21 protein-coding genes are annotated in these 22,695 nt (G+C 64.2%); 8 read left to right on the top strand and 13 right to left on the bottom strand.

The genetic code is table 11. The features are described from left to right. Positions 1-412 precede the first annotated feature (412 nt). Positions 413-2,203 carry a thiamine pyrophosphate-requiring protein gene (locus tag VGG53_RS00365; RefSeq protein WP_331515954.1) on the top strand — a complete coding sequence of 597 codons (1,791 nt, stop codon included), beginning with the start codon at positions 413-415 and terminating at the stop codon, positions 2,201-2,203. Between the two features lie 164 nt (positions 2,204-2,367). Then, entirely contained in the window at positions 2,368-3,117 is a 750-nt protein-coding gene (locus VGG53_RS00360; protein WP_331515953.1) for a PAS and ANTAR domain-containing protein, read from the top strand. On the opposite strand, the gene VGG53_RS00355 is transcribed toward VGG53_RS00360, so the two are convergent. The 3 genes from VGG53_RS00355 to VGG53_RS00345 all read right to left on the bottom strand — a co-directional run bounded on the left by VGG53_RS00355 (position 3,114) and on the right by VGG53_RS00345 (position 5,920). Further along, positions 3,114-3,761, bottom strand: a complete 648-nt coding sequence (locus VGG53_RS00355) for a diguanylate cyclase/phosphodiesterase (protein ID WP_331515952.1) — start codon at positions 3,759-3,761, stop codon at positions 3,114-3,116. The genes VGG53_RS00360 and VGG53_RS00355 overlap by 4 nt on opposite strands. 193 nt (positions 3,762-3,954) lie before the next feature. Then, positions 3,955-4,347 (bottom strand): DUF732 domain-containing protein, encoded by a 393-nt coding sequence (locus tag VGG53_RS00350; RefSeq protein ID WP_331515951.1) that lies wholly within the window; start codon positions 4,345-4,347, stop codon positions 3,955-3,957. Between the two features lie 121 nt (positions 4,348-4,468). Beyond that, positions 4,469-5,920 carry a fatty acid--CoA ligase family protein gene (locus VGG53_RS00345; RefSeq protein WP_331515950.1) on the bottom strand — a complete coding sequence of 484 codons (1,452 nt, stop codon included), beginning with the start codon at positions 5,918-5,920 and terminating at the stop codon, positions 4,469-4,471. Between the two features lie 119 nt (positions 5,921-6,039). On the opposite strand from VGG53_RS00345, the gene VGG53_RS00340 reads away from it, so the two are divergent. From VGG53_RS00340 to VGG53_RS00325, 4 genes are all read left to right on the top strand, one after another. Further along, entirely contained in the window at positions 6,040-6,861 is an 822-nt protein-coding gene (locus VGG53_RS00340) for an SDR family NAD(P)-dependent oxidoreductase (protein WP_331515949.1), read from the top strand. Then, positions 6,858-8,000, top strand: coding sequence for an acyl-CoA dehydrogenase family protein (locus VGG53_RS00335; protein ID WP_331515948.1), 1,143 nt, complete (start codon positions 6,858-6,860; stop codon positions 7,998-8,000). Before VGG53_RS00340 ends, VGG53_RS00335 begins: the two co-directional genes overlap by 4 nt. Further along, complete coding sequence (locus tag VGG53_RS00330; protein WP_331515947.1) at positions 7,997-8,440, top strand: Zn-ribbon domain-containing OB-fold protein; 444 nt, start codon at positions 7,997-7,999, stop codon at positions 8,438-8,440. The genes VGG53_RS00335 and VGG53_RS00330 overlap by 4 nt, the downstream gene beginning before the upstream one ends. 66 nt (positions 8,441-8,506) lie before the next feature. After that, complete coding sequence (locus VGG53_RS00325; protein WP_331515946.1) at positions 8,507-9,625, top strand: phosphotransferase; 1,119 nt, start codon at positions 8,507-8,509, stop codon at positions 9,623-9,625. A 290-nt stretch (positions 9,626-9,915) separates the two neighbouring features. Here VGG53_RS00325 and VGG53_RS00320 read toward each other — a convergent pair whose 3' ends face one another. The 8 genes from VGG53_RS00320 to VGG53_RS00285 all read right to left on the bottom strand — a co-directional run bounded on the left by VGG53_RS00320 (position 9,916) and on the right by VGG53_RS00285 (position 18,337). Then, positions 9,916-10,851: a PEP/pyruvate-binding domain-containing protein gene (locus VGG53_RS00320; RefSeq protein WP_331515986.1), complete on the bottom strand. Its 936-nt coding sequence runs from the start codon at positions 10,849-10,851 to the stop codon at positions 9,916-9,918. A gap of 93 nt (positions 10,852-10,944) precedes the next feature. After that, on the bottom strand, positions 10,945-11,355 hold the full coding sequence (locus VGG53_RS00315) for a Zn-ribbon domain-containing OB-fold protein (protein WP_331515945.1): 411 nt from the start codon (positions 11,353-11,355) through the stop codon (positions 10,945-10,947). After that, positions 11,352-12,488, bottom strand: coding sequence for a thiolase C-terminal domain-containing protein (locus VGG53_RS00310; protein WP_331515943.1), 1,137 nt, complete (start codon positions 12,486-12,488; stop codon positions 11,352-11,354). The genes VGG53_RS00315 and VGG53_RS00310 overlap by 4 nt, the downstream gene beginning before the upstream one ends. A gap of 12 nt (positions 12,489-12,500) precedes the next feature. Continuing rightward, the gene (locus VGG53_RS00305; RefSeq protein WP_331515942.1) at positions 12,501-14,651 is read right to left on the bottom strand and encodes an acyl-CoA dehydrogenase; all 2,151 of its coding nucleotides are present in this window, start codon (positions 14,649-14,651) and stop codon (positions 12,501-12,503) included. A 19-nt stretch (positions 14,652-14,670) separates the two neighbouring features. Continuing rightward, complete coding sequence (locus VGG53_RS00300) at positions 14,671-15,279, bottom strand: nitroreductase family protein (RefSeq protein ID WP_331515941.1); 609 nt, start codon at positions 15,277-15,279, stop codon at positions 14,671-14,673. After that, on the bottom strand, positions 15,279-15,644 hold the full coding sequence (locus VGG53_RS00295) for a hypothetical protein (RefSeq protein ID WP_331515940.1): 366 nt from the start codon (positions 15,642-15,644) through the stop codon (positions 15,279-15,281). The genes VGG53_RS00300 and VGG53_RS00295 overlap by 1 nt, the downstream gene beginning before the upstream one ends. A 60-nt stretch (positions 15,645-15,704) precedes the next feature. Next, complete coding sequence (locus VGG53_RS00290; RefSeq protein ID WP_331515939.1) at positions 15,705-16,718, bottom strand: 6-phosphofructokinase; 1,014 nt, start codon at positions 16,716-16,718, stop codon at positions 15,705-15,707. Beyond that, complete coding sequence (locus tag VGG53_RS00285; protein WP_331515938.1) at positions 16,715-18,337, bottom strand: PEP-utilizing enzyme; 1,623 nt, start codon at positions 18,335-18,337, stop codon at positions 16,715-16,717. Before VGG53_RS00285 ends, VGG53_RS00290 begins: the two co-directional genes overlap by 4 nt. A gap of 219 nt (positions 18,338-18,556) precedes the next feature. On the opposite strand from VGG53_RS00285, the gene VGG53_RS00280 reads away from it, so the two are divergent. Beyond that, a complete protein-coding gene (locus VGG53_RS00280; RefSeq protein WP_331515936.1) occupies positions 18,557-19,477 on the top strand; it encodes a TIGR03619 family F420-dependent LLM class oxidoreductase in 921 nt (306 codons plus the stop codon). A gap of 1 nt (position 19,478) precedes the next feature. Here VGG53_RS00280 and VGG53_RS00275 read toward each other — a convergent pair whose 3' ends face one another. Beyond that, positions 19,479-20,663, bottom strand: coding sequence for a cytochrome P450 (locus VGG53_RS00275; protein WP_331515935.1), 1,185 nt, complete (start codon positions 20,661-20,663; stop codon positions 19,479-19,481). A 167-nt stretch (positions 20,664-20,830) separates the two neighbouring features. On the opposite strand from VGG53_RS00275, the gene VGG53_RS00270 reads away from it, so the two are divergent. After that, a complete protein-coding gene (locus VGG53_RS00270) occupies positions 20,831-21,421 on the top strand; it encodes a TetR family transcriptional regulator (RefSeq protein WP_331515934.1) in 591 nt (196 codons plus the stop codon). Between the two features lie 6 nt (positions 21,422-21,427). On the opposite strand, the gene VGG53_RS00265 is transcribed toward VGG53_RS00270, so the two are convergent. Beyond that, positions 21,428-22,468, bottom strand: a complete 1,041-nt coding sequence (locus VGG53_RS00265) for a spirocyclase AveC family protein (protein WP_331515933.1) — start codon at positions 22,466-22,468, stop codon at positions 21,428-21,430. Positions 22,469-22,695 lie beyond the last annotated feature (227 nt).

Genomic DNA, 22,695 nt, shown 5'->3' with positions numbered 1-22,695 from the left:
CCCGCGTCCTAGCGACTAGGGGAATACCCTCGGGCGCAGCGCCCAAATCCGGATCACGTGTCGTCTTGTGGTTCCCAACGGCCCTGCTAGGAACTAGCTGTGAGAAGGCGTAACGACGAGGATTCTGGGTACCACAACACGCGTGGGAAGTGGCAAGGGCACCCGTGGTGGTCAAACCGTGGCAGTCGCCGGTGCCAGCGTGCAGGCTGGTCCCGCGCTTGTCTATCGGGGGTTCGGCTGTAAAGCGCATACCGCGGCGCGAAGCACGCGATTCAGGGTTTCAACGAGTCGTTGCGCGGTGAACTGTTGCGCGGTTACCAAGATTGCCCGGCGACTCCGATCCGGCACAAACGTCAAACCAGCTGGCGCAAGCCGACTTTCGTAGAAGCAACATAGCTCAGGAGGAAACACAATGTCCAAGCAAGAGGTCGGCGATTATCTGTTGGAGCGGCTACGGGCATGGGGCGTGCAGCAGGTGTTCGGATATCCGGGCGATGGCATCAACGGAATCCTCGCCGCGTGGGGCCGAGCCGACAACAAGCCGACGTTCATCCAGTCGCGTCACGAGGAGATGAGCGCCTTTGAAGCGGTCGGCTACGCCAAATTCAGTGGCAACGTTGGGGTGTGCATGGCGACGTCCGGTCCCGGCGCGATTCATCTGCTCAACGGCCTGTACGACGCCAAGCTCGACCATGTGCCGGTGGTGGCAATCGTCGGGCAGACGAACCGAAGCGCGATGGGCGGGTCCTACCAGCAGGAGGTAGACCTGCTGAGCCTGTTCAAAGACGTTGCCAGCGACTACGTCCAAATGGTTACCGTGCCAGAACAACTGCCCAATGTCCTGGATCGCGCCATCCGGGTGGCGATGACGCAACGCGTCCCTACGGCACTGATCATCCCGTCCGACGTGCAGGAGCTGCCTTATTCACCGCCGACCCACGCGTTCAAGATGGTGCCGTCCAGTCTGGGCATCGAGTCGCCGGCCATTGCACCCGATGACGCGGCCATCGCCCGCGCGGCCGCCGTACTCAACGAAGGCAAAAAAGTCGCGATGCTGGTGGGCACCGGTGCGCGCGGCGCACGCGATGAGCTCGTCGAGATCGCCGATCTGCTCGGCGCCGGAGCAGCTAAAGCGCTGTTGGGTAAGGATGTGCTCTCGGACGAATTGCCTTGGGTGACTGGGTCGATCGGATTGCTGGGAACCAGGCCGAGCTATGAGCTGATGCGCGATTGCGACACGCTGCTTACGGTGGGATCCAGCTTTCCGTACACCCAGTTCATGCCCGAGTTCGGGCAGTGCAAAGCCGTGCAAATCGACGTCGACGGCCGGATGATCGGAATGCGCTATCCCTATGAGATCAACCTGGTCGCGGACGCGAAGGCCGCGCTGCGGGCGCTGATTCCCCACCTGCGACGCAAGGAGGACAGGTCGTGGCGTGAGGGCATTGAAAAAAATGTCACCCGGTGGTGGGAAACCATGGACATGGAGGCGATGGTCAGCGCCGATCCCGTCAATCCGCTGCGACTATTCTCCGAGCTTTCACCGCAGCTTCCCGACAATGCCATCGTTACAGCAGATTCCGGCTCGGCGGCCAATTGGTATGCGCGAAACCTGCGGTTCCGCGGCAACATCCGCGGGTCGTTGTCGGGAACCCTGGCCACCATGGGTCCCGGCGTCCCGTACGCGATCGGCGCGAAGTTCGCTCACCCGCAACGCCCGGTGATCGCATTCTCCGGTGACGGTGCCATGCAGATGAACGGCATGGCCGAACTCATCACGATCAAGCGGTACTGGCAGCAGTGGGACGATCCACGGCTGATAGTGGCGATCTTGCACAACAACGATCTCAACCAGGTCACCTGGGAAATGCGTGCCATGGCAGGAGCGCCGAAATTCGTGGAATCCCAGGCGCTTCCAGATGTTGATTTCGCGGCGTTCGCGGCCAGCCTGGGTCTGAACGCGTCGTCAGTCAAGGATCCCGACAAACTGGGTGACGTCTGGCGTGAGGCGCTGTCGGCTGATCGCCCGACGGTGTTGGATGTCTACACCGACCCCAACATGCCCCCCATCCCGCCGCACGCAACCTGGGATCAGTTCAAGGCGGCCAGCGCGGCGGTGCTGGGGGGCGATGAAGACCGGGTGGGCTTCGTCAAGGTGGGCCTCAAAGCCAAGGCACAGGAGTTCCTGCCGCACAAGAGCTAGCGTGTGTTCCGTCGCGCCGTTACGGCCGCCAGGCTAAACGGCCCGTCTACGCTGGAAAATCCCTGTTCGGAGGCGCACAATATCTTCGGCTTGTGCGCCGACCTGGTCCGCACACAAGACCACATCCTTATCCGGGCAGAACTCGACAGCGGGAAGTCAGAAAAATGGCTGACAGCGGAAACCACCGTGAGCAGGCAACGGCGGGCCGATCGCCGATCGAGGATGACCTTCCCGCCACTGATGGCCAGGTGGCGCGTGCCATTGACAGGGCTCTGCTTGGCGGCGAACCGCAACGAGTCGGCAGCTTCGAATACCGATACGACGACGACGCGTGGACCTGGTCGGACACCGTGGCACGGATACACGGCTATGAGCCCGGCGAAATCGAACCGACCACCGAACTCATCTTGAGTCACAAGCATCCCGACGACCTATCCCGCGTCAGGCGTCTCCTGCAGCAGTCGGTGGCTCCGTTCAGTAGCCGGCACAGGATCCGCACCAAAACCGGAGAAACACGCAACGTCGTCGTCGTCGGTGACCCAGTCACCGATATTGACGGCCGCACCGTTGCTACTCGGGGCTTCTACATCGACATCACCGACAGCTTCGACACCGACCTTCAGCAGTCCATCACCGACAAGTTGCAGATCATCATTCCGCACCGAGAGGTCATCGACCAGGCCAAAGGCATGCTTATGGCGATCTACCAGCTCAACGCAGATGCCGCCTTCGCAGTCCTGAAGTGGCGATCACAACAGCTCAACGTCAAGCTCGTGACCGTCGCCGAAAAGCTCGTCGCCGAGTTGCCCGCCCTACTGAACGCCCACCCGGCCACGCGTGCACCGATCGACCACTACCTGCTGACCCTCACGCCACCACAGGCGACCCCAGTCAGCCGCGCACCGATGATCTAGTCACCTTTGCTTCGCGGATAAGTCTCGCGATCGGTCGTAGTCACGCAGCGCAACAACTCTTCGCCGTAGGGCACGACGATTGCCCCGAACACTCCTGCGCCGATGGCGGCAAGATAGCCGGTAGGCAGTCGTTGCTGCTTCCAGCGCAGCCGCCACGCGTCCCGGTTACGAACACCGCCGAGCAGTTCGCGGACCTGTCGCCAGCGCAAACAGCACAGCGCCGAGGCCGCCATGATCGGCATCGATTCCAAGAAACTGTGCACATGCTGTTCCCAGGTGGTGACCCGACGCCCACTGTGCTCGGCAGTGCTGACATCCCATAAGGCAGTCGCCTCATGCGCCGCGATGGCACCAAAAATTGTCGTCAGTACCAGCGGATTGATTTCACAAAGCAGGCACAGCGTCAGCGGCACCCCTACTTCGGTCATCATCAACAAGTGGATTAACGACTCACGGGTGCCCGCCGTTCGCTCAATCCGACTGCGCCGGTGCTGGTTCCAGTCCAGCAGTCCCGGGATGAGCCAGGCCGGCAACATGCCGTACACGATGTAGCGCAGCAACGCGGTCTCAGCGTCATTCGCCCGGTCGGGAATCCGCATCTGCGGACGCAGTCCGCTTCTGATTTTCATCAGTCGGCGTCCCATGTGGTCTCCTCGGTTAGTCGGCTCAGTCGGCGGCCGCGGGTGACAAAGTGGCGATGGCGTGCTCGGCGATGCTGCCGAAATACAGCTGACCCGCGTACTCACGGATGTACAACATGCTGCGCTATACCCGCAGACACGATTGCCAAACCCGGCCCGAGGCGTACCGGCACTACCGCAGCTGACCTGAAGAATCTCAGTAGTAGGTACTGAACTGGGGGACTCCGTCCGGCGGCAGATAGCCGCCCGCCGAGTTCCGTAGCTGCCAGATCAGTTCGGGGCAAAGCAAGTTGACCGCATACCCGACCACGTAATTGGCCGCGAACTGGTCGTTCGGGCTCACATCACGCTTCACGTCGCCGATTACCTGCCCGTATCCTGCGCCCTGGCCGACCTTGTCGCAGATTCCGTGGCCGTAGGCGAGCGCGTCGTTGTTGGGAAAGCCATATTGCCGGCGCACCGTCATGTCGTAGACGTACTCGACCTCGGGATTCGGGGCGGCATGCACCCGCGGTGCCGACGCCAGCGGAACCACGCCGAGCGCGGCCGCGGCGACGATCGGAGCGACCAGCGACTTCCGGCTGTTCATTGCCGGCGCTCCGAACGGTCGGCAGCGTTGTCACGATCGGGCCGACGAGAAAACATACTCGAGCCTGCTGATGTGGCCGGGCTTCGCACGGCGATCGCCATGGACTGAGACGTTAAACTATTTAACGGATAAGATCCAGCTTCCCGCCTAGCTCGAGGTGTGATTGCCGAAGTTGGCTGCGAACGACCTTGCCGGCGCTGTTCAGCGGCAGCTCGTCGACGAAATACCAGTACTGCGGAATCTTGAAGCCGGCGAGCGTTTCGCGAGCGAAGGAAGCCAGTTCCTCGGGCTGTGGCGAATGGGCTCGGTCCGTTGGAATTATGAACGCGGCCAAGGTTTCTCCCAGTCGCCGATCCGGCACACCCACCACGCCGACCGTTGCGACCGCGCGGTGGGCACTGAGCACATTCTCGACTTCCACCGGATAGACGTTCTCCCCGCCGCGGACCACCATGTCGTGCCGACGACCGCAAAGACGGAGATAACCGTCGGCATCCAGCACGCCCAGATCACCGGTGTGCAACCACCCATCGGCGTCCCTGGCGGAAAGGTGCCCCGCGGCGGCGAGCACTTCGCCGATTCCCGCCCGGTCCGGCTCGTTGATCTCCAGGCGCAGTCCGCTCACCGGCCGGCCCACGGTGTGCAGAACGTCGGGGCTCCTGACTGCGGCCAATCGATGATCGTCTGGGCCCAAGCTGGTGATCGGACTGCCTTCGGTTTGGCCGTAGAGGCTGACCATCGCGACGTCCGGCAGGACGTCGAGAACGCGTCGCAACGTCTCGACGGTGATCGGCGAGGCGCCATAGATCAACGTCTTCAGTGGAACCGCGTCGAGAAGCCCCTCGCTGAGCAACATTTCGATCATGGTCGGCACGAGCAGGCAATGAGTGGCATCGAGTTGCTTCAGCTTGCGCCACCAATCGACGGAGAATCTGGTGGTACAGATAACCGCCGCCCCACGCGTGAGGGCCACCAGGACGTTGCCCAGTCCCCCGATGTGATGTAGCGGTGAGCCGGTGGCATAGCGGTCGTCAGGGCCGATATCGATCAGGCGATGCAAAAGCTCGGCGCGGGTGTCGAGCACGTGATCGGTCAGCGGAACTCGTTTGGGGGCTCCGGTGCTCCCGGCGGTGTGCAGGTAGATCGCTGTGGGACCTGGTTCCGGATCCAACGGCCGGTTCGAGACCGCCAAGAAAGGGATTGTCACCGCCCGTATCCCAATCGCGTCGGCGACCTGTCGAGCAGTCTCGGCGAACGCGGCCTCAGTGAGCAGGACTGATGAGCCGGTCCGACGCACCGTCTCGGCCAGCTCGATGGGAGTCTGCCGCGGCCCGAGCGGAGCGAGCGGTCTATTAGCGGCGGCACCGCCCAAAAGAAGGGCAAGCGCGCGGGCGTTGGTGGTGAGCAACGCGGGGACAGGCTGACCTGTCGGGGCATCGAGGTCGACGAGCAGGTCTGCGGCGGTGACGGCCTTGCCGATCAGTTCGCGACCGCTGACGGCGCCCACTTCGCCGATGACCGCAGCACGTTCACTGCGTTCATGGACTGCGCAAATCCGCTTGAGCCAGGTCATTCGAGCGGCTGAACCGAACCAGTTCGATGATTACTTCGCAACGCCTCTCCTCACCGTTTCACCAAAACGATAAATAGTTTACTGTTTAGGTGAATTGTCGCGAAGGAGGGCACGGCGACGTGCGGATCATTGTCACCGGCGGAAATAGTGGCGTCGGCAAGGCGACCGCGCATGCAATGGCCGCCGCCGGCCACGAGGTGATCATCGCCTGCCGGACCGTGACAAAGGGCTACCAGGCCGCGGCGTCGATGCCCGGCGACGTCGAGGTCCGCGAGCTGGACCTGGCCGACCTCACCAGCGTGCGCAAATTCGCCGACACCGTTGACTACGTCCACGTGCTGGTGAACAACGCCGGCGTGTTGGGCTTGCCGCTCGCCCGCACGGCCGACGGTTTCGAGGCTCACATGGGTACCAACCACCTTGGCCACTTCGCGTTGACATGCCTGCTCGGCGACCGGATCCGCGATCGTGTTGTCGCGGTGGCAAGCACCAACTACACGACTGCCCGCATCCACTTTGACGACCTCAACTATCGCCGGCGCCGGTACAACCCGTGGTCGGCGTACGGGGAATCCAAGCTGGCGAACCTACTGTTCGTCCACGGACTGGTCGCCCGTGGAAAGACCGCCTACGCGTCCGACCCGGGCATGACCGACACCGGAATCACCCGCAACGGTTCGGGAGTATTGCGGTGGGCGGGCCGAGTGCTCGCGCCGCGCATCGCGCAGAGCCCGGCCGACGGTGCCCGCTCGACCATTCAAGCGATCACCACGACACTGCCCAACGGCACCTACATCGCGCCGCGCGGCGTGATGCACCAGTGGGGAAAACCGAAGCCCACAAAGCTCAGAGACAAGGCCCGCGACGCGGACAGTGCCCGACGGCTGTGGGATATCTCCGCGGAGTTGACCGGTTGCCAGTGGCAGGACAGGCGACCATGACCGTTGACCGACTCCTGCCGACACCCGAAGCGCGCGAACTCGTTCGACTGGCCGCCGACATCGCCGACAAGGTGCTCGATCCCATCGTCGACGAGCATGAGAAGAACGAGACCTATCCAGAAGGAGTTTTCGCGATCCTGGGTGAGACCGGGTTGCTGACACTGCCGCATCCGGAGGAGTGGGGCGGTGGCGGGCAGCCCTACGAGGTGTACCTACAGGTTCTCGAGGAATTGGCGGCACGGTGGGCGGCAGTGGCCGTAGCAGTCAGCGTCCATGTCCTGTCCTGCCATCCGTTGATCGCGTTCGGCACCGATGAGCAACGACAGCAGTGGCTGCCGAACATGTTGGGCGGTAACACGATTGGTGCCTATAGCTTATCCGAGCCGCAGGCCGGTTCCGATGCCGCCGCACTCACGTGCAAGGCCGTCGCAATTGACGGCGGATACCGCATCGACGGCTCGAAGGCATGGATCACTCACGGCGGCATCGCCGACTTTTACAGCCTGTTCGCCCGCACGGGGGAAGGCGGACAGGGTATTTCATGCTTCCTGGTCGACAAGGGCACCGACGGACTCACGTTCGGCGAGCCCGAGGAGAAGATGGGCTTGCATGCCATCCCGACCACTACGGCGCATTACGACAGTGCGTTCGTCTCTGCCCAACGCCGGATCGGCGTCGAGGGACAGGGCCTCCAGATCGCCTTCAGCGCCCTGGATTCCGGACGTCTGGGCATCGCGGCGGTGGCTGTCGGGCTGGCGCAGGCGGCGCTCGACGAGGCGGTTTCCTATGCTCAGCAGCGAACGACGTTCGGCCGCAAGATCATCGATCATCAGGGCCTCGCGTTCCTGCTGGCCGACATGGCCGCCGCGGTTGACTCTGCGCGCGCCACGTATCTGGACGCGGCGCGTCGGCGCGACGCGGGACTCCCGTACTCGCGCAACGCGTCGGTGGCGACGTTGATTGCCACCGATGCCGCAATGATGGTCACCACCGATGCCGTACAGGTGTTCGGTGGCTACGGATATACCAGGGATTACCGCGTCGAGCGCTACATGCGCGAAGCAAAGATCACCCAGATCTTCGAGGGCACCAACCAGATTCAGCGGCTGGTGATCGGTCGATCGTTGGTCGGGTCATGACCTACCAACGTCCCCAGTTGCGATTGGCGCCCAGCCCAACCGCCGAGTCGCATGCGTTCTGGACCGGTGGGCGCAACGGCGAGTTGCTGATCACCCGCTGTCACGTTTGCGGCCACTTCTTTCACCCGCCGGGGCCGGCCTGCTGGCGCTGCCGAAGCACCGACGTTGCACCGGAGCCCGTCTCCGGACGGGCAGTGGTCGCGGCCTATACCGTCAACCGCCAGAGCTGGATTCCGGGTTTCGAACCGCCCTACATCGTGGCAATGGTCGAGCTTGCCGAGGAGCCCGATACCCGCCTGATTTCCAACGTGGTCGACGTTGCTCCGGACGAGATCAGCGTCGGGATGGCCGTCGAGGCCTTGTTCGAAGACTGGACCGCGTTGTCGGGCGAGGAAGACAGCCGGGTGTGGTTGCCGTTGTTCCGCCCGGTCAAGAACTGATCACGCCGCTGGGCCAGATACTGCTAATGTGACAGTCAACTGTCAAACCGTCGATGAGGACGCGACATGATCAGCCAAGCCTCGCCCGTCACGCTGCGCTCCCCCGGGGACCTGACTCCGGCCGTTCTGACCTCGCTGCTGCGTCGCCACCGGCCCGCGGTGACGGTCACCGATGTGCGGGTCCGGAGCACCTGGCAAGGGACCACCTCACACATCCATCTCGACGTTGACTACGCCGATGACGACACCGGCTTACCTTCAAAGCTTTTCGTCAAGACACAACTTGGCACGGTGCACGATCTTCCCGCCGCGGTCGACGAGTCGCTATCGGAGGGCGGCGGCGGAACGGTGCTGCTGGACGATGAGACGACGTTCTATCGCAATCTTCGTGACGACCTCGACGTCGAGACCATGACGACCTACTTCGCTGAACATCTCGACGGCCCATCACAGTTCCTGGTGATCGGCGAAGACATCACGATGCGCGGTGCGCAGGTTCCCGACGCGGTGGCCGGTCTGCAGGTCGAGCAGGTCGACGAGCTGTTGACGACGTTGAGCCATGTGCACGCCCCGTTCTGGGCGAATCCGAGGCTCGATGGACGCGGCGACCTGGCGTGGCTGCAGCATCCCGTCACCGGCGGGTTCGCAGAATTCCTGCGCACCAACGGTTTCGCGATCATCCGTACGTTCATCGACATTCCCTATAAGCGGGAGCTTCTCAACGCAACCGGCGCCGACATGGACACCATGGAGGCGGCGTTCTGGACCCTGCAGGACCGAGTGGCTCACGAACCGATCACGCTGCTGCACGGGGACCCGCACCCGCGCAACACCTACGTCCTTCCAGATGGCCGAGTGGGGCTACTGGACTGGCAGTTGGTGCGACGGGGTTCGTGGTCCCACGACGTCGGATACGCGTTGATCGGCGCGCTGCCGCCTGCTTCGCGTCGCGAGCACGAGCGTGAACTGCTCAACAACTACCGCGGGCGACTGATCGACGCCGGCGTCTCATCCGTGCCGGACCGCGAACAGATGTGGACCGCCTATCGGCAGAGCCCGGCGTGGGGGTTTTGTATGTGGGCCATTACGCCCGATCAGATGTATTCCGTCGAGATCGTACATGCTGTGCTTGGCCGCTTCGCCGAGGCCTATTCTGACCTCGGCACCGGCAAGTTGTTGAGCTGAGGAACAGCACCCTTTCCGAGACGTCGGTCGGACGCCGCGAACCAGGTCGATGGAGCACGAGTGGGGTTGGCGCACAACGTCGGTGGGCCGGCCGCCGTGACGATCCTTTCCCGCGACAAGAGCTGACAGCGAGAATTCACGTGTGCTCACCCGCATGGTCCACCAACGACACCCCGAGCGGTGTCTGGATGCCCGGGAATTGCCTCGGTCGCGTTGGTCGTCGTCCACGTCGAGCGCTCACCGGCGTAGTGGTGCAGGACATGCGGCTCGCGCCATCCTCCGGGCTCGACCTATCGGTTATTCCAGACGGTCTCCGGTCTGGCCTGCAGCAGATGAACCTCGCCGTCGGCATCCACGGCCCACTCGACGTCCACGGCGTGCCCGGCGTTCTGCTCAATTTGTAGGGCGAGGCGCGCAACTCGGAGCAGCGTGTCGTCATCGAGGCTGGGTGCGTCGCCCTCGCCGGGGGCGAGATCGACAATCCTGACCGCCCCGGACTCGTACCGATGAGCGCGAGTCTGGCGCGCAATCTCCTGCTTGCGCAAGCACAAGGGGGACTTATCGACCCAGGCGCTGTCGGTTTCCACATCGCCCTTGACCACGCCTTCACCCAGGCCAAGGGCTGACGCGATATAGATCTGGCGACGGTCTCCCGTCACCGGCTCCAACGTCATCGTCACCCCCGCCGCGACGGCCGGCACCATTTGCTGAACAACGACCGCCATCGCGACATCATCGGAAGCCACGTTGAACCGCCGGCGATACCCGATCGCCCGCGGTGTATACAGACTTGCCCAACAACGGACAACGGCATCAAGCAGCGCGGGCGCACCCTCGATCCACAGATAGGTATCTTGCTGACCGGCAAACGACGCCTCGGCCGTGTCCTCGGCGATCGCGCTTGACCGTACCGCCACCGGTCCGCCACCGATCTGGGCGTAAGCCTCGACGGCCTGGACAGCGAGGCTCTCCGGCAGGGCGACTTGATCGAACAGCGCGGTGATTGCCGCCGACCGGTCCAGGTCGGTACCCGTTGTCGTCAGTAGTTCGGCGATGCGTGGCGCCACCCCTGCGGCGGCAACGGCCTCACGGTAGGCGCTCACAGTTATTACAAACCCTGGGGGAACCGACAGACCTTGCTTGGTCAGCGCCGCAAGGCCGGTAGCCTTGCCGCCGACCTCGTCCCCTAGCTCCGAACTGCACCGATGCAGCGGAACGACATGCATCATGTGTTCCGGCCGGTGCGTACCTTCTGTCAAACCCCGGCTGTTAACCGCGCCGCCGGGCTTTTGATCAGTTGTCATAGTGGTCGCCTACCTCTATTTGATGACGAATTCGGGTATGCGATAACCGCTTTCACCGAGATCGGTGATTCGCACGTGCACCGGCTGCCCGATTCGGACATCGGCTGGATCAACATCGATGACCGCATTGATCCGCAGTCCCGGCTGCTCCACGAGTTCGATGAGCCCGACGACATAAGGCGGCACCCGGCCGGGAACGAGGGCCTGGCGCACCACGATGTAGCTGAAGATCGTGCCGTCGCCGCTGACTTCCTCGAAGTGCACGGGACCACCGGTGTACCGACTGCGTTCCAACGGCGGATGGATCCACTTGCCGGTGTCGTCGCAGCGGCACAGCGTCAACTTGCCGTTCTTCAGACCTTCCCAGTAGGGCGTCGAATCGGGGTCGGGCACCGGAACCGGTGCCACCAGTGCAGGATTCGTCACGGGTGCTCCCTGCTGTAGACATTCGCGCCGCCGAACGGCCCACCACCCGCGGTGACCAGCGCCAGCTGGGCATCGTCGACCTGACGCACACCGGCCGCGTGACGCAGTTGCAGCGCTGCCTCGTAGTGGTGGTTGAGGCCGTGGATGTAGCCCTCGGACAGCAACCCACCGTGCGGGTTGACCACTACGTCACCGCCATAAGTGGCGCGTCCGGTCGAGAAGAACTTGCCCACTTCGCCCTTCTCGCAGAATCCGAAGCCCTCCATAGTGGCCATCACTGTGTAGGTGAAGCAGTCGTACATGCAGGCCACATCCATATCCGACGGACTCAGCCCCGTCTTTTCCCAGATCTTCGGACCTGCTGTACGCGAGTACATCTCGGTGGGGTCATCCCACTCGCTCCAGCCGGCACCGCCCTGCGAATTCGACGACCCGACGAGCCACATCGGGGGCTGGTCGGCATCGCGGGCGATGTCTTCGCCGACTATCAGTACCGCCACTGCGCCGTCTACCTCCGACGTGCAGTCCAGCACCCGAAACGGCTCGTTGATCCACCGGGAGGACAGATAGTCGTCCATCGTCAGGGGTTCGCGTCGCAGCGCATGCTCGTTGGGCCCTGCGTGGTTGCGTTGGGTGATCGCGATCTGACCGAGATCCTCACTGGTGGAGCCGAACTCGTGCTGGTGGCGACGGGCCCACATCGCGAACCACTGCGGCGGCACCATGAAGCCGGACGCCGTGTCGAACTGGTCGTGGTGCTGGACATGCATCGGTCCCTCGATGTGGCCGAACCGGTAGCCGGAGCGGCCATTGAGCGAGCGGTACACCAGCACGGCCTTGCACATACCGGCCTCGATCACCGCGGCCGCGGTGGCGATTTGGTCGGCGACGAGGTTGCCGCCGCCGTACATGGCGTTGGCCCAGGCTAATTCGTCGATGCCCAGCGCCCACCCTACGAAGATCGGCTGCTCGGAGTCGTTGGCCATGTAGGTGCAGATACCGTCGACGTCGCTCGCCGTCAGGCCGGCGTCGGCGATGGCGTCGCGGCAGGCGGCCACGGCCATCCCGCGGGTGGTGCGGCCGGAGTTGCGGGAATACGAGGTACGCCCGATTCCGACGACGGCACAGGTCATCTGGTCTCCGATCTACTTGGGCGCTGGATCGCGCGGCAGGCCGAGGATGCGCTCGGCGATCAGGTTTCTGACGATTTCCGACGTGCCGCCCGCGATCGTCAGGCACCGGCTGAACAGATAGTCGTGTACGACATCGGGTTCCCCGCCGACCAGAATGGCCCGGTCGGCGATACGGAGTGCGAGCTCTGCCACGCGCTGAGCGTGCTCCCCCCCGAACAGCTTGGCGATGTTGCCTTCGATTCCGGGCCCGGCGTCGAAGACGGCTCGCGCCGCCTGGCGCAGGTTCAGCGTGGCCAGCGAGTAGGCCTCGATCAGCAGCGCACCGACGTCGCGCGCGATGCCGGTGTCGTCGGGCCGGTGCCGAGCCCACAGATCGATCAAAGCGTCGGCGGTCATCGTGACCGAGCCACCGCCGATCGACACCCGCTCGTTGCCGAAGGCCGCCATCGCTACGCTCCAACCATTGTTCACCGACCCGACCACGTCGCGGTCGGGCACGAAAACGTCATCGAAGAAGACCTCGTTGAACAGCGTCTCGCCGGTGATCTCGGTGAGCGGGCGGATGTGGACGGCCGGGTCGGTGAGGTCGATGATCATCGCCGTGATGCCTTTGTGCTTGCGCACGTTCGGGTCGGTGCGCACGGTGGCCAGCCCGCGCTGGCAGTTCACCGCGTCACTGGTCCACACTTTCTGACCGCTGATCACCCAGCCGTCGTCGACCCGCCTGGCCTTAGTGGCCACCGCGGCCGCGTCCGAGCCGGCGCCGGGCTCGCTGAACAGCTGGCACCACCGCAGGTCGCCCTCGAGGCTCGGCCATATCAATCGGTCGATCTGTTCGATGCTGCCGTGCTGCAGCAGCGTCGGCACCACCCATTCGCCGAGTCCGAGGCTGGGCTTGTCGAGGCCGCTCAGGGCGTCCTCGATGATCAACTGCTCGACGCCGTCCGCAGCCCGGCCGTACGGCGCGGGCCAGTGTGGTTGCAGATAGCCACTGCGCGCCCAAAGCCGTTGACGGCCGTCGGGGTCGGACGCCTCGAGTTCGGAGCGGAAATCCAATGCGGCTTGACGATACTGCCCGGCGCCCTCGGGCAGGTCCACCGAGTGATGCCGGCGCACCCCGTTGCTCTGCAGCCCAATGACCTTGTCCTGCAATGCATCCTGGTCACCCGCGAAGGCCTTCAGGACGGTTGCCCGCCTGATGTAGAGGTGGGCGTCGTGCTCCCAGGTGTAGCCGATGCCGCCGTGCACCTGCGCGTTCTGCAGCGCCACCCGCTGATAGGCGGTCAGCGCGTGTCCGGCGGCCATCGCCGCGGTGAGCTCGGCTTCGTCGCCGACGGCGCGGGCGGCGTCCCAGGTGGCCGCGACCGCCAGCTCGGTGTCGACAAGCATGTTCGCGCAGTGATGTTTGACCGCCTGAAACGAGCCGATGGGCCTGCCGAACTGCTCGCGGGCGGCGGCGTAGGCCGTCGCCATCTCGGTGCACGCGCCCAACCCACCGACCGCTTCGGCCGCGGCCAGCAGCCGAAGAATGCGCGTCGCTATCCCGGCGGCGCCCTGGAAGATCTCAGCAACCGGCGCGGAGTCCAGGCTGACCGCGATCACCGGTGCAAACAGTCGGTCCACCGAGTCGACGGTGCGTGTACTCACCCCGTCACCGGCCTGCACCAGGACGAGGTCGTCGCCGGCGGGAAGCAGGAATATGTCCGCTCCCGGCTCGGCCAAGGCCGGCACCGAAGCGGCCGAGACTGTCGAATCGCGAACGGCAGCATCACCGTTGACGCCAATACCTGCAACGACGTCGCCGGACACCAGCCGCGGCAACCACCGCTCTCGCTGCTCGTCGGTCCCTGCTTCGGCGATCACCGCGGACACCGCAACCGTCGGCAGAAACGGTCCACCCACCGCGGCGCGACCCAGCTGTTCCAACACGATCGTCAGTTCGGGCAGTCCGTAACCCTGACCGTCGAACCGTTCGTCGATGTGCAGACCAAGCCACCCGGTGGAGACCATCTCTTTCCAGAGTCCGTCGGTGGACCACCACCGACCGCTCTTTTCGGGGTCGAGCAGGATCCCGCGGGCACCCACGGTGCCCGCACGGCCGGCTACCATCGCGCCCGCCACGTCGGCGAGCGCGCGGTGATCCTCAGTTATCGCCAATGGCATTGGCAACTCTCCATTCTGTTCACCAGGAAGTGCCGAATCGCTCACGGCAGGTCACCGATGTCGCCGGGCGGCGGCGCGGTGGCGAGAGTTTGCGTGCGGGCAGGCCCAAATAGACCGCCGCCATCGGAATCAGCTTCTGCGGCAGCTGCAGCAGTTCACGCACGCGATCGACACCGAACGTGGTCAGGCCGGTGGTCAGACATGAGCCATAGCCGAGGTCGGCAGCGGCGAGCAGCATGTTCTGCACGGCCGGGTAGATCGAGGATGGCGCGTAGACTTCCGGCACGCGGTCGGTATCGGCGCACACCACCACCACGACGGGGGCCGCGGCGAATCCACCTTTGCTGAAACCGAATTCAAGGTCGGCGACCAGCACCTTGTCCTCGACGCTTTGCTTGACGAAGTCGCCGCCGCCAGCGTTCCAGGTTTCTGTCCACCAATCGGCAAGCAGAGCGCGGTTGTTCTCGTCGCGGACCACGATGAACGTCCAGGGCTGGGTGTTCTCCGCGCTCGGCCCGTGTACCGCGGCCGCCAGCATCTGTTCGACGTCGGAGTCGGGCACCTTGCCGTCCGGATCGAACCGCCGACAGGCGCGCTGGGCGTGGATGCCGGCGAGTAGTTCGCCCACTACCCCTCCGCCAACACGCGTTCGCCACGCGGCGCCCACCCGGTGAGGGACACCGTGGTCAGATCGAGCCACTCGCCCAATGACAACGTGCCAGCCATGACGCGTTTCAAGAACTCCGCCATCACAACATCAGGCTCGTTGTCCAGCTCGTAGATCACCATGTAACGGTGGGTCGGTGGCGGCAGTTGAGCCGGCAGGTCCTCATCGTCGGGGACCTTCAGTTCGGTGATGTCGTAGCGTTGCGCCGCAACGACTCCGGGAACATCGAGAACCTCGGGAACGTGCTGGGCGTCGTACCACTTGTTGAAGGCGTCATCTTCGCCTTCGATCGGGTTTGTGAGCGCTATGAAAAGGTTCGGAGCCACGCCACACGCCTTTCGCAACAGCCAGGGACTAAGTCACACTATGACAGTCGACTGTCATAGTCAATGTGGTGGGCCGGTGAGACTCGACCTCTCGAGGTACGCGTACCCGGTCTCTTCGCCCCACGTCACCTCGGCCCAGCTGACGGTGTACGCCCGCGCCGGATCCACCAGCCCGTAGGGCAGCCCGTCGGCCATCGACAGCCACAGTGACGAGCGGACGGTGCCTTCGATCGCATGACCATCGAGCTTGCAGGCAAATTGCTCACCGTCGCGCTGCAACATCGCCCGCGGTGGAATCTCCTCCAGTTCAACGTGTCTAAGCACACCGTCGCTTACCGTGTAGGCGCCCTGGAGCGTGGTGCGGCCCTCGCGGGCCCAATACCTGCAGAACCCGAATGCGCGGCCACTGGGCATGACTCCCCCGGCGATGACGTGCCCGCCCCAATCGGTCAAGGTGTCCGCGCCGCGTGGTCCACGGGAATGATCACGCCAGCCGCCACCGTCGAAGGGGAAGGTCGCCGATCCCACGGTGACCTCACCGACGACGCGGATGAGCTGCTCGTAGTGTTCTCGGGCCCAGCTCTGTTCGGCCATTCCGGCGCCCGAGTCGGTCAGCGGACTCGCCTCGGCGTCCCACACCGGAGTCACACCGTGCACCTCCAGATCCAGCCGGACGTGGGTCTTCGGCCCGTCGGGCAGCAGTGCGCTGCGCATCCCGTCATAGGATGACCGCAGACAGAACCCGTCGAAGGTGATGTGCCACTTGATAAACGGCTCTTCACAGCGAAAGGCCAAGTTGGCCCCGGCGGGCCGGCGCTCGGGCGTGGTGCGGTGATACGCCCACATGGACAGCACTCCCTGCTCGGCGGGCAGCGCGATGAGGACGCGGTCCTCCCACATCTCCCACATGTCGGCGACTGTGCCCAGATGCAGCCACATGCCGACGTCGTGGGCCGGGTCGTAGGGCGTGAAGAGCAGATTCTCGGTCCAGCCCGACACCGGCGGGCAACTGGTCACGACTTGCTCCTTGGCCGCGGGCAGACCCGAGGAGAGCGCGCCCGGCTCGACGCTCACTTCTCCACCGTGGCCCGAGACCGGGCCAGCACAACGATCTCACCGGTGGCCCCGTCCACCCGCACGACGTCGCCGCTGCGTAATGCCCTGGTGCCGTTGCCCGTTCCGACCACGCACGTGATACCGAGCTCCCGCGCGACGATCGCCCCGTGACTGGCGGGACTGCCCATGTCGGTTACCAGGGCACCCGCCAGCGAGACCAAGGCGGTCCAGCCAGGGTCGACGAACTTGCACACCAGGACCTCGCCGTCATCGAGGGTGTCGTGAGATTCCGCATCGACCACCACCCTTACGGTGCCTTCGAAGACCCCTGGGCCTGCGGGCGTTCCGTGAATGACGGCATCCTCTGAAGGCGGCTCGACCGATATCTCGACGGCCTCGGGCATCCCGGTGAAAACCGACGGCACCTCAAGGCGCCGGTACTCCTCGCGCCGGCTTCGGCGAAACTCCACCAAATCGCGCACGTTCGCAGGCAGCGGAGCCAGCAGTTCGTCCACGGTCAGGTAAAAGGCGTCGTCAACCCGATCCAGCGTCCCGCCGTCGGCCAGCTCAGCACCGAACCCGCCGGCGGCCGCGCGGCATCCGTCAACGGCGGTCAGGAACGACGCCTTGGTCAGTTCCACGGCTCGCACCTGAGCCCCCGTCAATGCCATCAGCCGACGCACCAGCAGGCGTCGCGCCGCGGGAAGCGTTGAGAGCAAATCTGCCTCGGCTTGCCGACGCGTCGAGGCTGCACGTTCTGCGCGCACCGCCGGGCGGTCGGCCTCGGGCCTGCCGCTGTGGGCGGCGGCAGCGCGCAGGACCGCGTCTGGGTCCTCCCGCCACGAATGCCCGATCACATTGCCCTCGTTGGGACCATGGAAACCGTGCCGATAAACAAACTCGTCCAACGTGATCCGTCGGTGCCCCAACGACCACACGTCGTCGGCCAATTCGGTTTCGATCACACCGCCGTACCCGGCCAACAGCGCGGGCACCAGATCACCACGACCCGCCTTGACGGCGATCGATTCGACCTGTGCGCGAAACACATTGAGGATGAGCCGAGTACGGACATGTACCCGCATCGCCGCACTGAACCGGTACGACGAATCAGTCAGCAGAGTCCGCGGGTCAGGCCATCGTCCATTTAGCACGGTTGCCCGCCACCAGTTCATCTGGCGCTGGTGTAGACGGCGCGGAGCAGACCGCTCCCGCGCCAGCACCAACGGCGCCTTGACGACGACTGCCGGCAACCGGCGAGGGTCGCTACGGGTCGGAGCCGCATCGGGGCGCACTGCGCCCAAGAGGTCGCGTTCGAAGTCGTCACCGGTCATTCCGGGCAGCAACCCGGCGAGTTCGCGGGCGCGATCGACGTTCATCGCTTGTCTGCCAAAGAAGCAGGCGGTGCTCCACTGGTTCGGGTCGTCGGGTACCCGAAGCGCCGATGACCCCAGCACTCCGAAGTCGTAGAGGCCGCCGCGTGACGCGAATTCGACACCGGTCCCCCAGAGTGACCAGCACAGCGGGGAGAGGATGTCCGGCGTCGCTTCGCCAACGTTCGTCAGAGTCCAGAGGCGATCGGGTTCGCTCCTGCCCCGGATCGGATCGGTCAAGGGCACCGTGGGGCCGGTGTGCATGGTTCTCCTGGTCGTATACCTTGACAGTAGACTGTCATATTTGCAGACGATTGTCGCACCAGAATAGCTGCTGTGTCCGCCGATTTGAATCTGTGAACGCAGCGGTCTCAGGTCTTGACGGGTGGCAGTAGACTGTCATAATGAACGGGTCGCGCTCGGCGTGGCCTCGTGTCTCCAGTCAGCGCTCCGCCACCAAGCCATGAAATCGGAAGGCGCCACATGAGATTCGCCGTCAACCTGCCCAACTGCATGCACGTTGCGGCGATCACGCAGCCGTGGGAACACCACCTCACCGGCGTCGATATCGCCCGAGCCGCCCAACGCGCGGAACAGCTGGGCTATTCGATGGTGTTCCTGCCCGAGCACTTCCTCACCCCGACTGCTCATCTCGAGTTCTCCGGAGACCACTACTTCGACGCCACCACCGCTCAGGCATTCGTCGCAGGCGCCACCTCGACGATCACCATCGGGTCGATGGTCACGATCCTGCCGTTGCACAACCCGATCGTCGCCGCGAAGCAGATCGCAACGCTCGATTGGCTCAGCGGCGGTCGTGCCCAGACCACTGTCGGCGTCGGCTGGCTCAAGGAAGAGTACGACGCGATCGGTGTGCCCTTCACCAAGCGCGGCCGCATGGCGGACGAGTGCCTCGAGGCGATGTTCGAGTTGTGGCACAGCGATTCGCCAAGCTTCGATGGCGATTTCGTCAAGTTTGACGACGTCGCGTTCGGGCCCAAGCCGATCTCCAAACCCCACCCGACAGTGTGGATGGGCGGAGACGCCGATGCGGTGCTACGCCGAGCGGCCCGGTTCGGCGACGGCTGGGCGCCATGGCTGACCAAGCCCGACGAGTTGCCGGCCAAGATGGACTACCTACGGTCGCAGCCCGGGTTCGACGATCGGCCGTTCTCGCTGTTCTACAGCCTGGCGGTGCTTTCCATCGGTCAGGAGCACGCGATCGTCGACGACCCGAATGCGCAGTTCGGCCAGAGCGCCCAGCAGGTCATCGACAACTGCAACATGCTAGCTGAGCGCGGGGTCACGGACACTTGGGTCAGTCCGCCTGCGCTGGAAGGGCTTAACGCCTATCTCGATCACATGCAGTGGGTTGCCGAGGAAATTATCCCGAAGGTCGGATGAGTCATCGCGCGGGCTGCGCGATGTGCAGCGGTACTGACTTCAGCGACATCGTTCCGGTCGGCCATGGCATCTGCGGCGGCTTGTCCTGAGCCAGAGTGTATTCCGGTATGCGGGAGTGCCATTCCTCGAGGATCAGCCGGAGTTCGAGACGCGCCAGATGCGAACCCAGACATCGGTGCGGTCCACGCCCGAATGCGAAGTGCACGGCCTTGCTGTCGAGATGCATCCCGTCAGCGTCGTCGTATCGGCGCGGATCACGGTCGGCGCTGCCATAACTGAGCATGACCGTGGTGTCCTTGGGCACGAACCTGCCCGCCACTTCGACATCCTCCGTGGTGACGCGTGGCGCAAACGGGACAGGTCCGTCGACTCGCAGAATCTCCTCGATGAATGCCGGGATGAGCGCGAAGTCATTCGCGACACGGTGGCGCATCTCGGCGTCACCCGCCAGCCGGGCTAAGGAAAACCCGACAGCAGAGGTGACGGTGTCCAGTCCTGCCAACACGAACATGAAACACAGACCGAGGATCTCGTTATCGGACATTCCGCCCTCGTCGGTGTCTTGGATCAGCTGAGTCAGCATGTCGCTGCCGGTCGAATTCGCCCGCCGCTCTGCGATGTGCTCCGTCAGATAGCTGAACAGTTCCAGAGCATGAGCCATCACCTCCGGGGTCGCCTCGGTGCTGCTCGGATCGGTGAACTGCAGAATCGCATCCTTCCACTGCACCAGCCGGTCGCGGTCCGCCATGGGCAGCCCGAACAGGGTCAGAAACACCTGCGAGGGAAAAGGTGTCGCGAGATCGGTGACCACGTCGCACTCACCGCTCGCAACGATGGCATCGATCAGCTCGGCGGCCTGCCTGCGTAGTTCGGGCTCACGCTCGGCCATCTTCTTCGGGCTGAAAAACGGATCAAGCATTCGGCGGAACCGAGTGTGATCCGGCGGATCGATCGCGATCGGGACCAGCGGCACGGGACTTCCCAAACGGTCGAAAGCTTTTGCCGAGGAGAAGATCTCAGGCCTTTTGGCCGCGAACTCCACGGCCTCGGCGCTGGTCAACACGACCTCCTCGCCGGAGCTCACCGCTTCGCCTGCCTGCCTCAGTTCCCGCCAGGCGCGCGTACGGTCCTGCGCAAAAGGCAGATCGTTGATATTCAGCGTTCCTATTGTGCCGAGCTCAGTCATTGAGACGGACGTCCTCTCTACCCGCGCCGGCCAGCGCCTAAGTGTCGGTTTGACAGTGAACTGTCATATATTGGAAGTATCGTTGGTGCCACGACGAGTGTCAACGATGTGCCGGCACCTGTCATCGCTGTACTGTCGGGACACTCAGACGGACGAGGGGGTGGCCGATGGCCCGGGGCGACCGATCACCGCGGGACGAGCATGCGGACCGGGTCCGCAATGCTCTGCTGAATGCGGCCCTGAACCTGTTCAGCACCAACGGTTACGACGAGACCACCACGGACCAGATCGCCGAGAGCGTCGGCGTCTCGCCGAGAACGTTCTTCCGCTACTTTCCGACCAAGGAATCGGTGCTCTTCTTCGGCGAGTACGACTTCATCGACGCGGTGAGCGGGGTCTACCTAGCTCAACCGGAGAAGATGTCAGATTTCGAGGCGTTGGCGAATTCCTTCGCCCTGCTTGCGCCGGGCCTCAAGCGCATCCGTAAAAGGATCGGGCAGTACCACGAGGCGGTCGCATCGTCGCTCGTGCTACTGGGTCGGGAGCGCAAAAATCACGAGGCCAACGCCGAGACCGTCGCCCAAGTGATCGCCGAACGACGCCGAATGCCTTCCCCCGACAGCGAATGCCGACTGCTGGCGGCCGTCGGCATGCTGCTCGTCGAGCGCGCCCTGAATCAGTGGTTGTCGACACCGGGACGGTCGCTTGACGACCTGATCCGCCAGGAGTTCGCCGCCCTGCCCGCGGTCCTGAAATAGCGCGACCTATCGATCGTTGAAGCGGGTGCCGTCGGGGCAGGCCCGCGGGGTACCGGGTCCGCAGTATTGCGTGCGCAGATAGCTGGGGTAGGTCTGGGTCGGCCCGGCATAGAAGCCGGCAAAGTTGACCGGCAGATCGTAGACGCCGATCGCCACCATGTGCAGAAACCCGGTGACGGCCAGCGCTCTCAGCAATCCCGCGACCCGTGGCCCGGCCCACCGCAGGGTCTGCATACCCGCCTCGATGCGGGTCTGGCCTTCGGCGTTGCGGAAAAACATCAGCGCGCCACTCGAACTGAGCACCAGCGACCACAAAATGGGGCCGTACAGCGGAATCTGGACGGTCCGACCCGCCCACAGCGTGACGCCCGGAATCGATGCCGGATAGCCGAGCAGACCGTGGCGCACCGCGAAGATCTCGAGCGGAAACTCGATGACGTACACCGCAAGCCAACCGGCGCAAAAGGTGCGGACAGGTCCCAGCGTCGGCCACCGGCGGCGGGCGCGACCCATGGCCCAGCGGGCGATCGAGCCCATGGTCAACGGCATCCAGATGTAGATCATTCCGATCATCAGCACTGGTTCAGCCATCAATCGGCCGGCGGGGCTTAACCAGCCGGGGATGTTCTGCGTCCAGTTGCCGAAGTTGACCAGGCCGGCGTTGTAGAACAGCGCCGGCTGAAACCAGTTGATCAGCGGATCGTGCCACCAGGCGATCGCCGATCCGATCACGATGGCGGCTTCGACGCAGAGTTGGCGCTCGCGCACGCTCTTACGGACCACGTAGCCGATCGCGACCAATGCCATTATTGGGCAGGCGATTTGGAAGGCAGTCATCGCCCACCGGGTGGCCGTCGGGATCGGGTCGGGACCCGGATTCACCGGAGTCGCATTGCCCGACGCGATCCATGAGATGTAGACGTAGGCGGCGATGACGACGCAGACCGCCCCTACGCTCGACCAGAACAGCACTGGCCGAACGGTCTTGATCTGCGCAGGCTCGATGGCCGACGGCTCTGCTTGGGTAGGGGACTTCAGATCCGTCACTGCACAGCTCCTTTGGCGCGGCTTAACCAAAGATGACAGTTCACTGTCATAGTGTCAACGTGCAACAGGCCATGCCGGTGCGGCTATCGGTACAACCGGTTCATCAGCGCGGCGGTGTCAAGATCCTCCACGGCCGCACAGGCCCGCCGGAAGGCAGCGTCGGCATTCGCCTGCGCCTGCAGGCCCGGCCAATTGATCGTCATCGCCGTCGCATCCCAGGCTTCGGC

The sequence above is a fragment of the Mycobacterium sp. genome, from assembly GCF_036490025.1.
In the GTDB taxonomy this organism is placed as follows: domain Bacteria; phylum Actinomycetota; class Actinomycetes; order Mycobacteriales; family Mycobacteriaceae; genus Mycobacterium.
This window is presented reverse-complemented; position numbering and strand designations above follow the sequence as displayed.

Excerpts from the sequence above, each read along its gene's own strand:
- VGG53_RS00365 (WP_331515954.1), top strand. The coding sequence starts at position 413 with ATGTCCAAGCAAGAGGTCGGCGATTATCTGTTGGAGCGGCTACGGGCA.
- VGG53_RS00360 (WP_331515953.1), top strand. The coding sequence starts at position 2,368 with ATGGCTGACAGCGGAAACCACCGTGAGCAGGCAACGGCGGGCCGATCG.
- VGG53_RS00355 (WP_331515952.1), bottom strand. The coding sequence starts at position 3,761 with ATGGGACGCCGACTGATGAAAATCAGAAGCGGACTGCGTCCGCAGATG.
- VGG53_RS00350 (WP_331515951.1), bottom strand. The coding sequence starts at position 4,347 with ATGAACAGCCGGAAGTCGCTGGTCGCTCCGATCGTCGCCGCGGCCGCG.
- VGG53_RS00345 (WP_331515950.1), bottom strand. The coding sequence starts at position 5,920 with ATGACCTGGCTCAAGCGGATTTGCGCAGTCCATGAACGCAGTGAACGT.
- VGG53_RS00335 (WP_331515948.1), top strand. The coding sequence starts at position 6,858 with ATGACCGTTGACCGACTCCTGCCGACACCCGAAGCGCGCGAACTCGTT.
- VGG53_RS00330 (WP_331515947.1), top strand. The coding sequence starts at position 7,997 with ATGACCTACCAACGTCCCCAGTTGCGATTGGCGCCCAGCCCAACCGCC.
- VGG53_RS00325 (WP_331515946.1), top strand. The coding sequence starts at position 8,507 with ATGATCAGCCAAGCCTCGCCCGTCACGCTGCGCTCCCCCGGGGACCTG.
- VGG53_RS00320 (WP_331515986.1), bottom strand. The coding sequence starts at position 10,851 with ATGCATGTCGTTCCGCTGCATCGGTGCAGTTCGGAGCTAGGGGACGAG.
- VGG53_RS00310 (WP_331515943.1), bottom strand. The coding sequence starts at position 12,488 with ATGACCTGTGCCGTCGTCGGAATCGGGCGTACCTCGTATTCCCGCAAC.
- VGG53_RS00305 (WP_331515942.1), bottom strand. The coding sequence starts at position 14,651 with ATGCCATTGGCGATAACTGAGGATCACCGCGCGCTCGCCGACGTGGCG.
- VGG53_RS00285 (WP_331515938.1), bottom strand. The coding sequence starts at position 18,337 with ATGCACACCGGCCCCACGGTGCCCTTGACCGATCCGATCCGGGGCAGG.
- VGG53_RS00280 (WP_331515936.1), top strand. The coding sequence starts at position 18,557 with ATGAGATTCGCCGTCAACCTGCCCAACTGCATGCACGTTGCGGCGATC.
- VGG53_RS00275 (WP_331515935.1), bottom strand. The coding sequence starts at position 20,663 with ATGACTGAGCTCGGCACAATAGGAACGCTGAATATCAACGATCTGCCT.
- VGG53_RS00270 (WP_331515934.1), top strand. The coding sequence starts at position 20,831 with ATGGCCCGGGGCGACCGATCACCGCGGGACGAGCATGCGGACCGGGTC.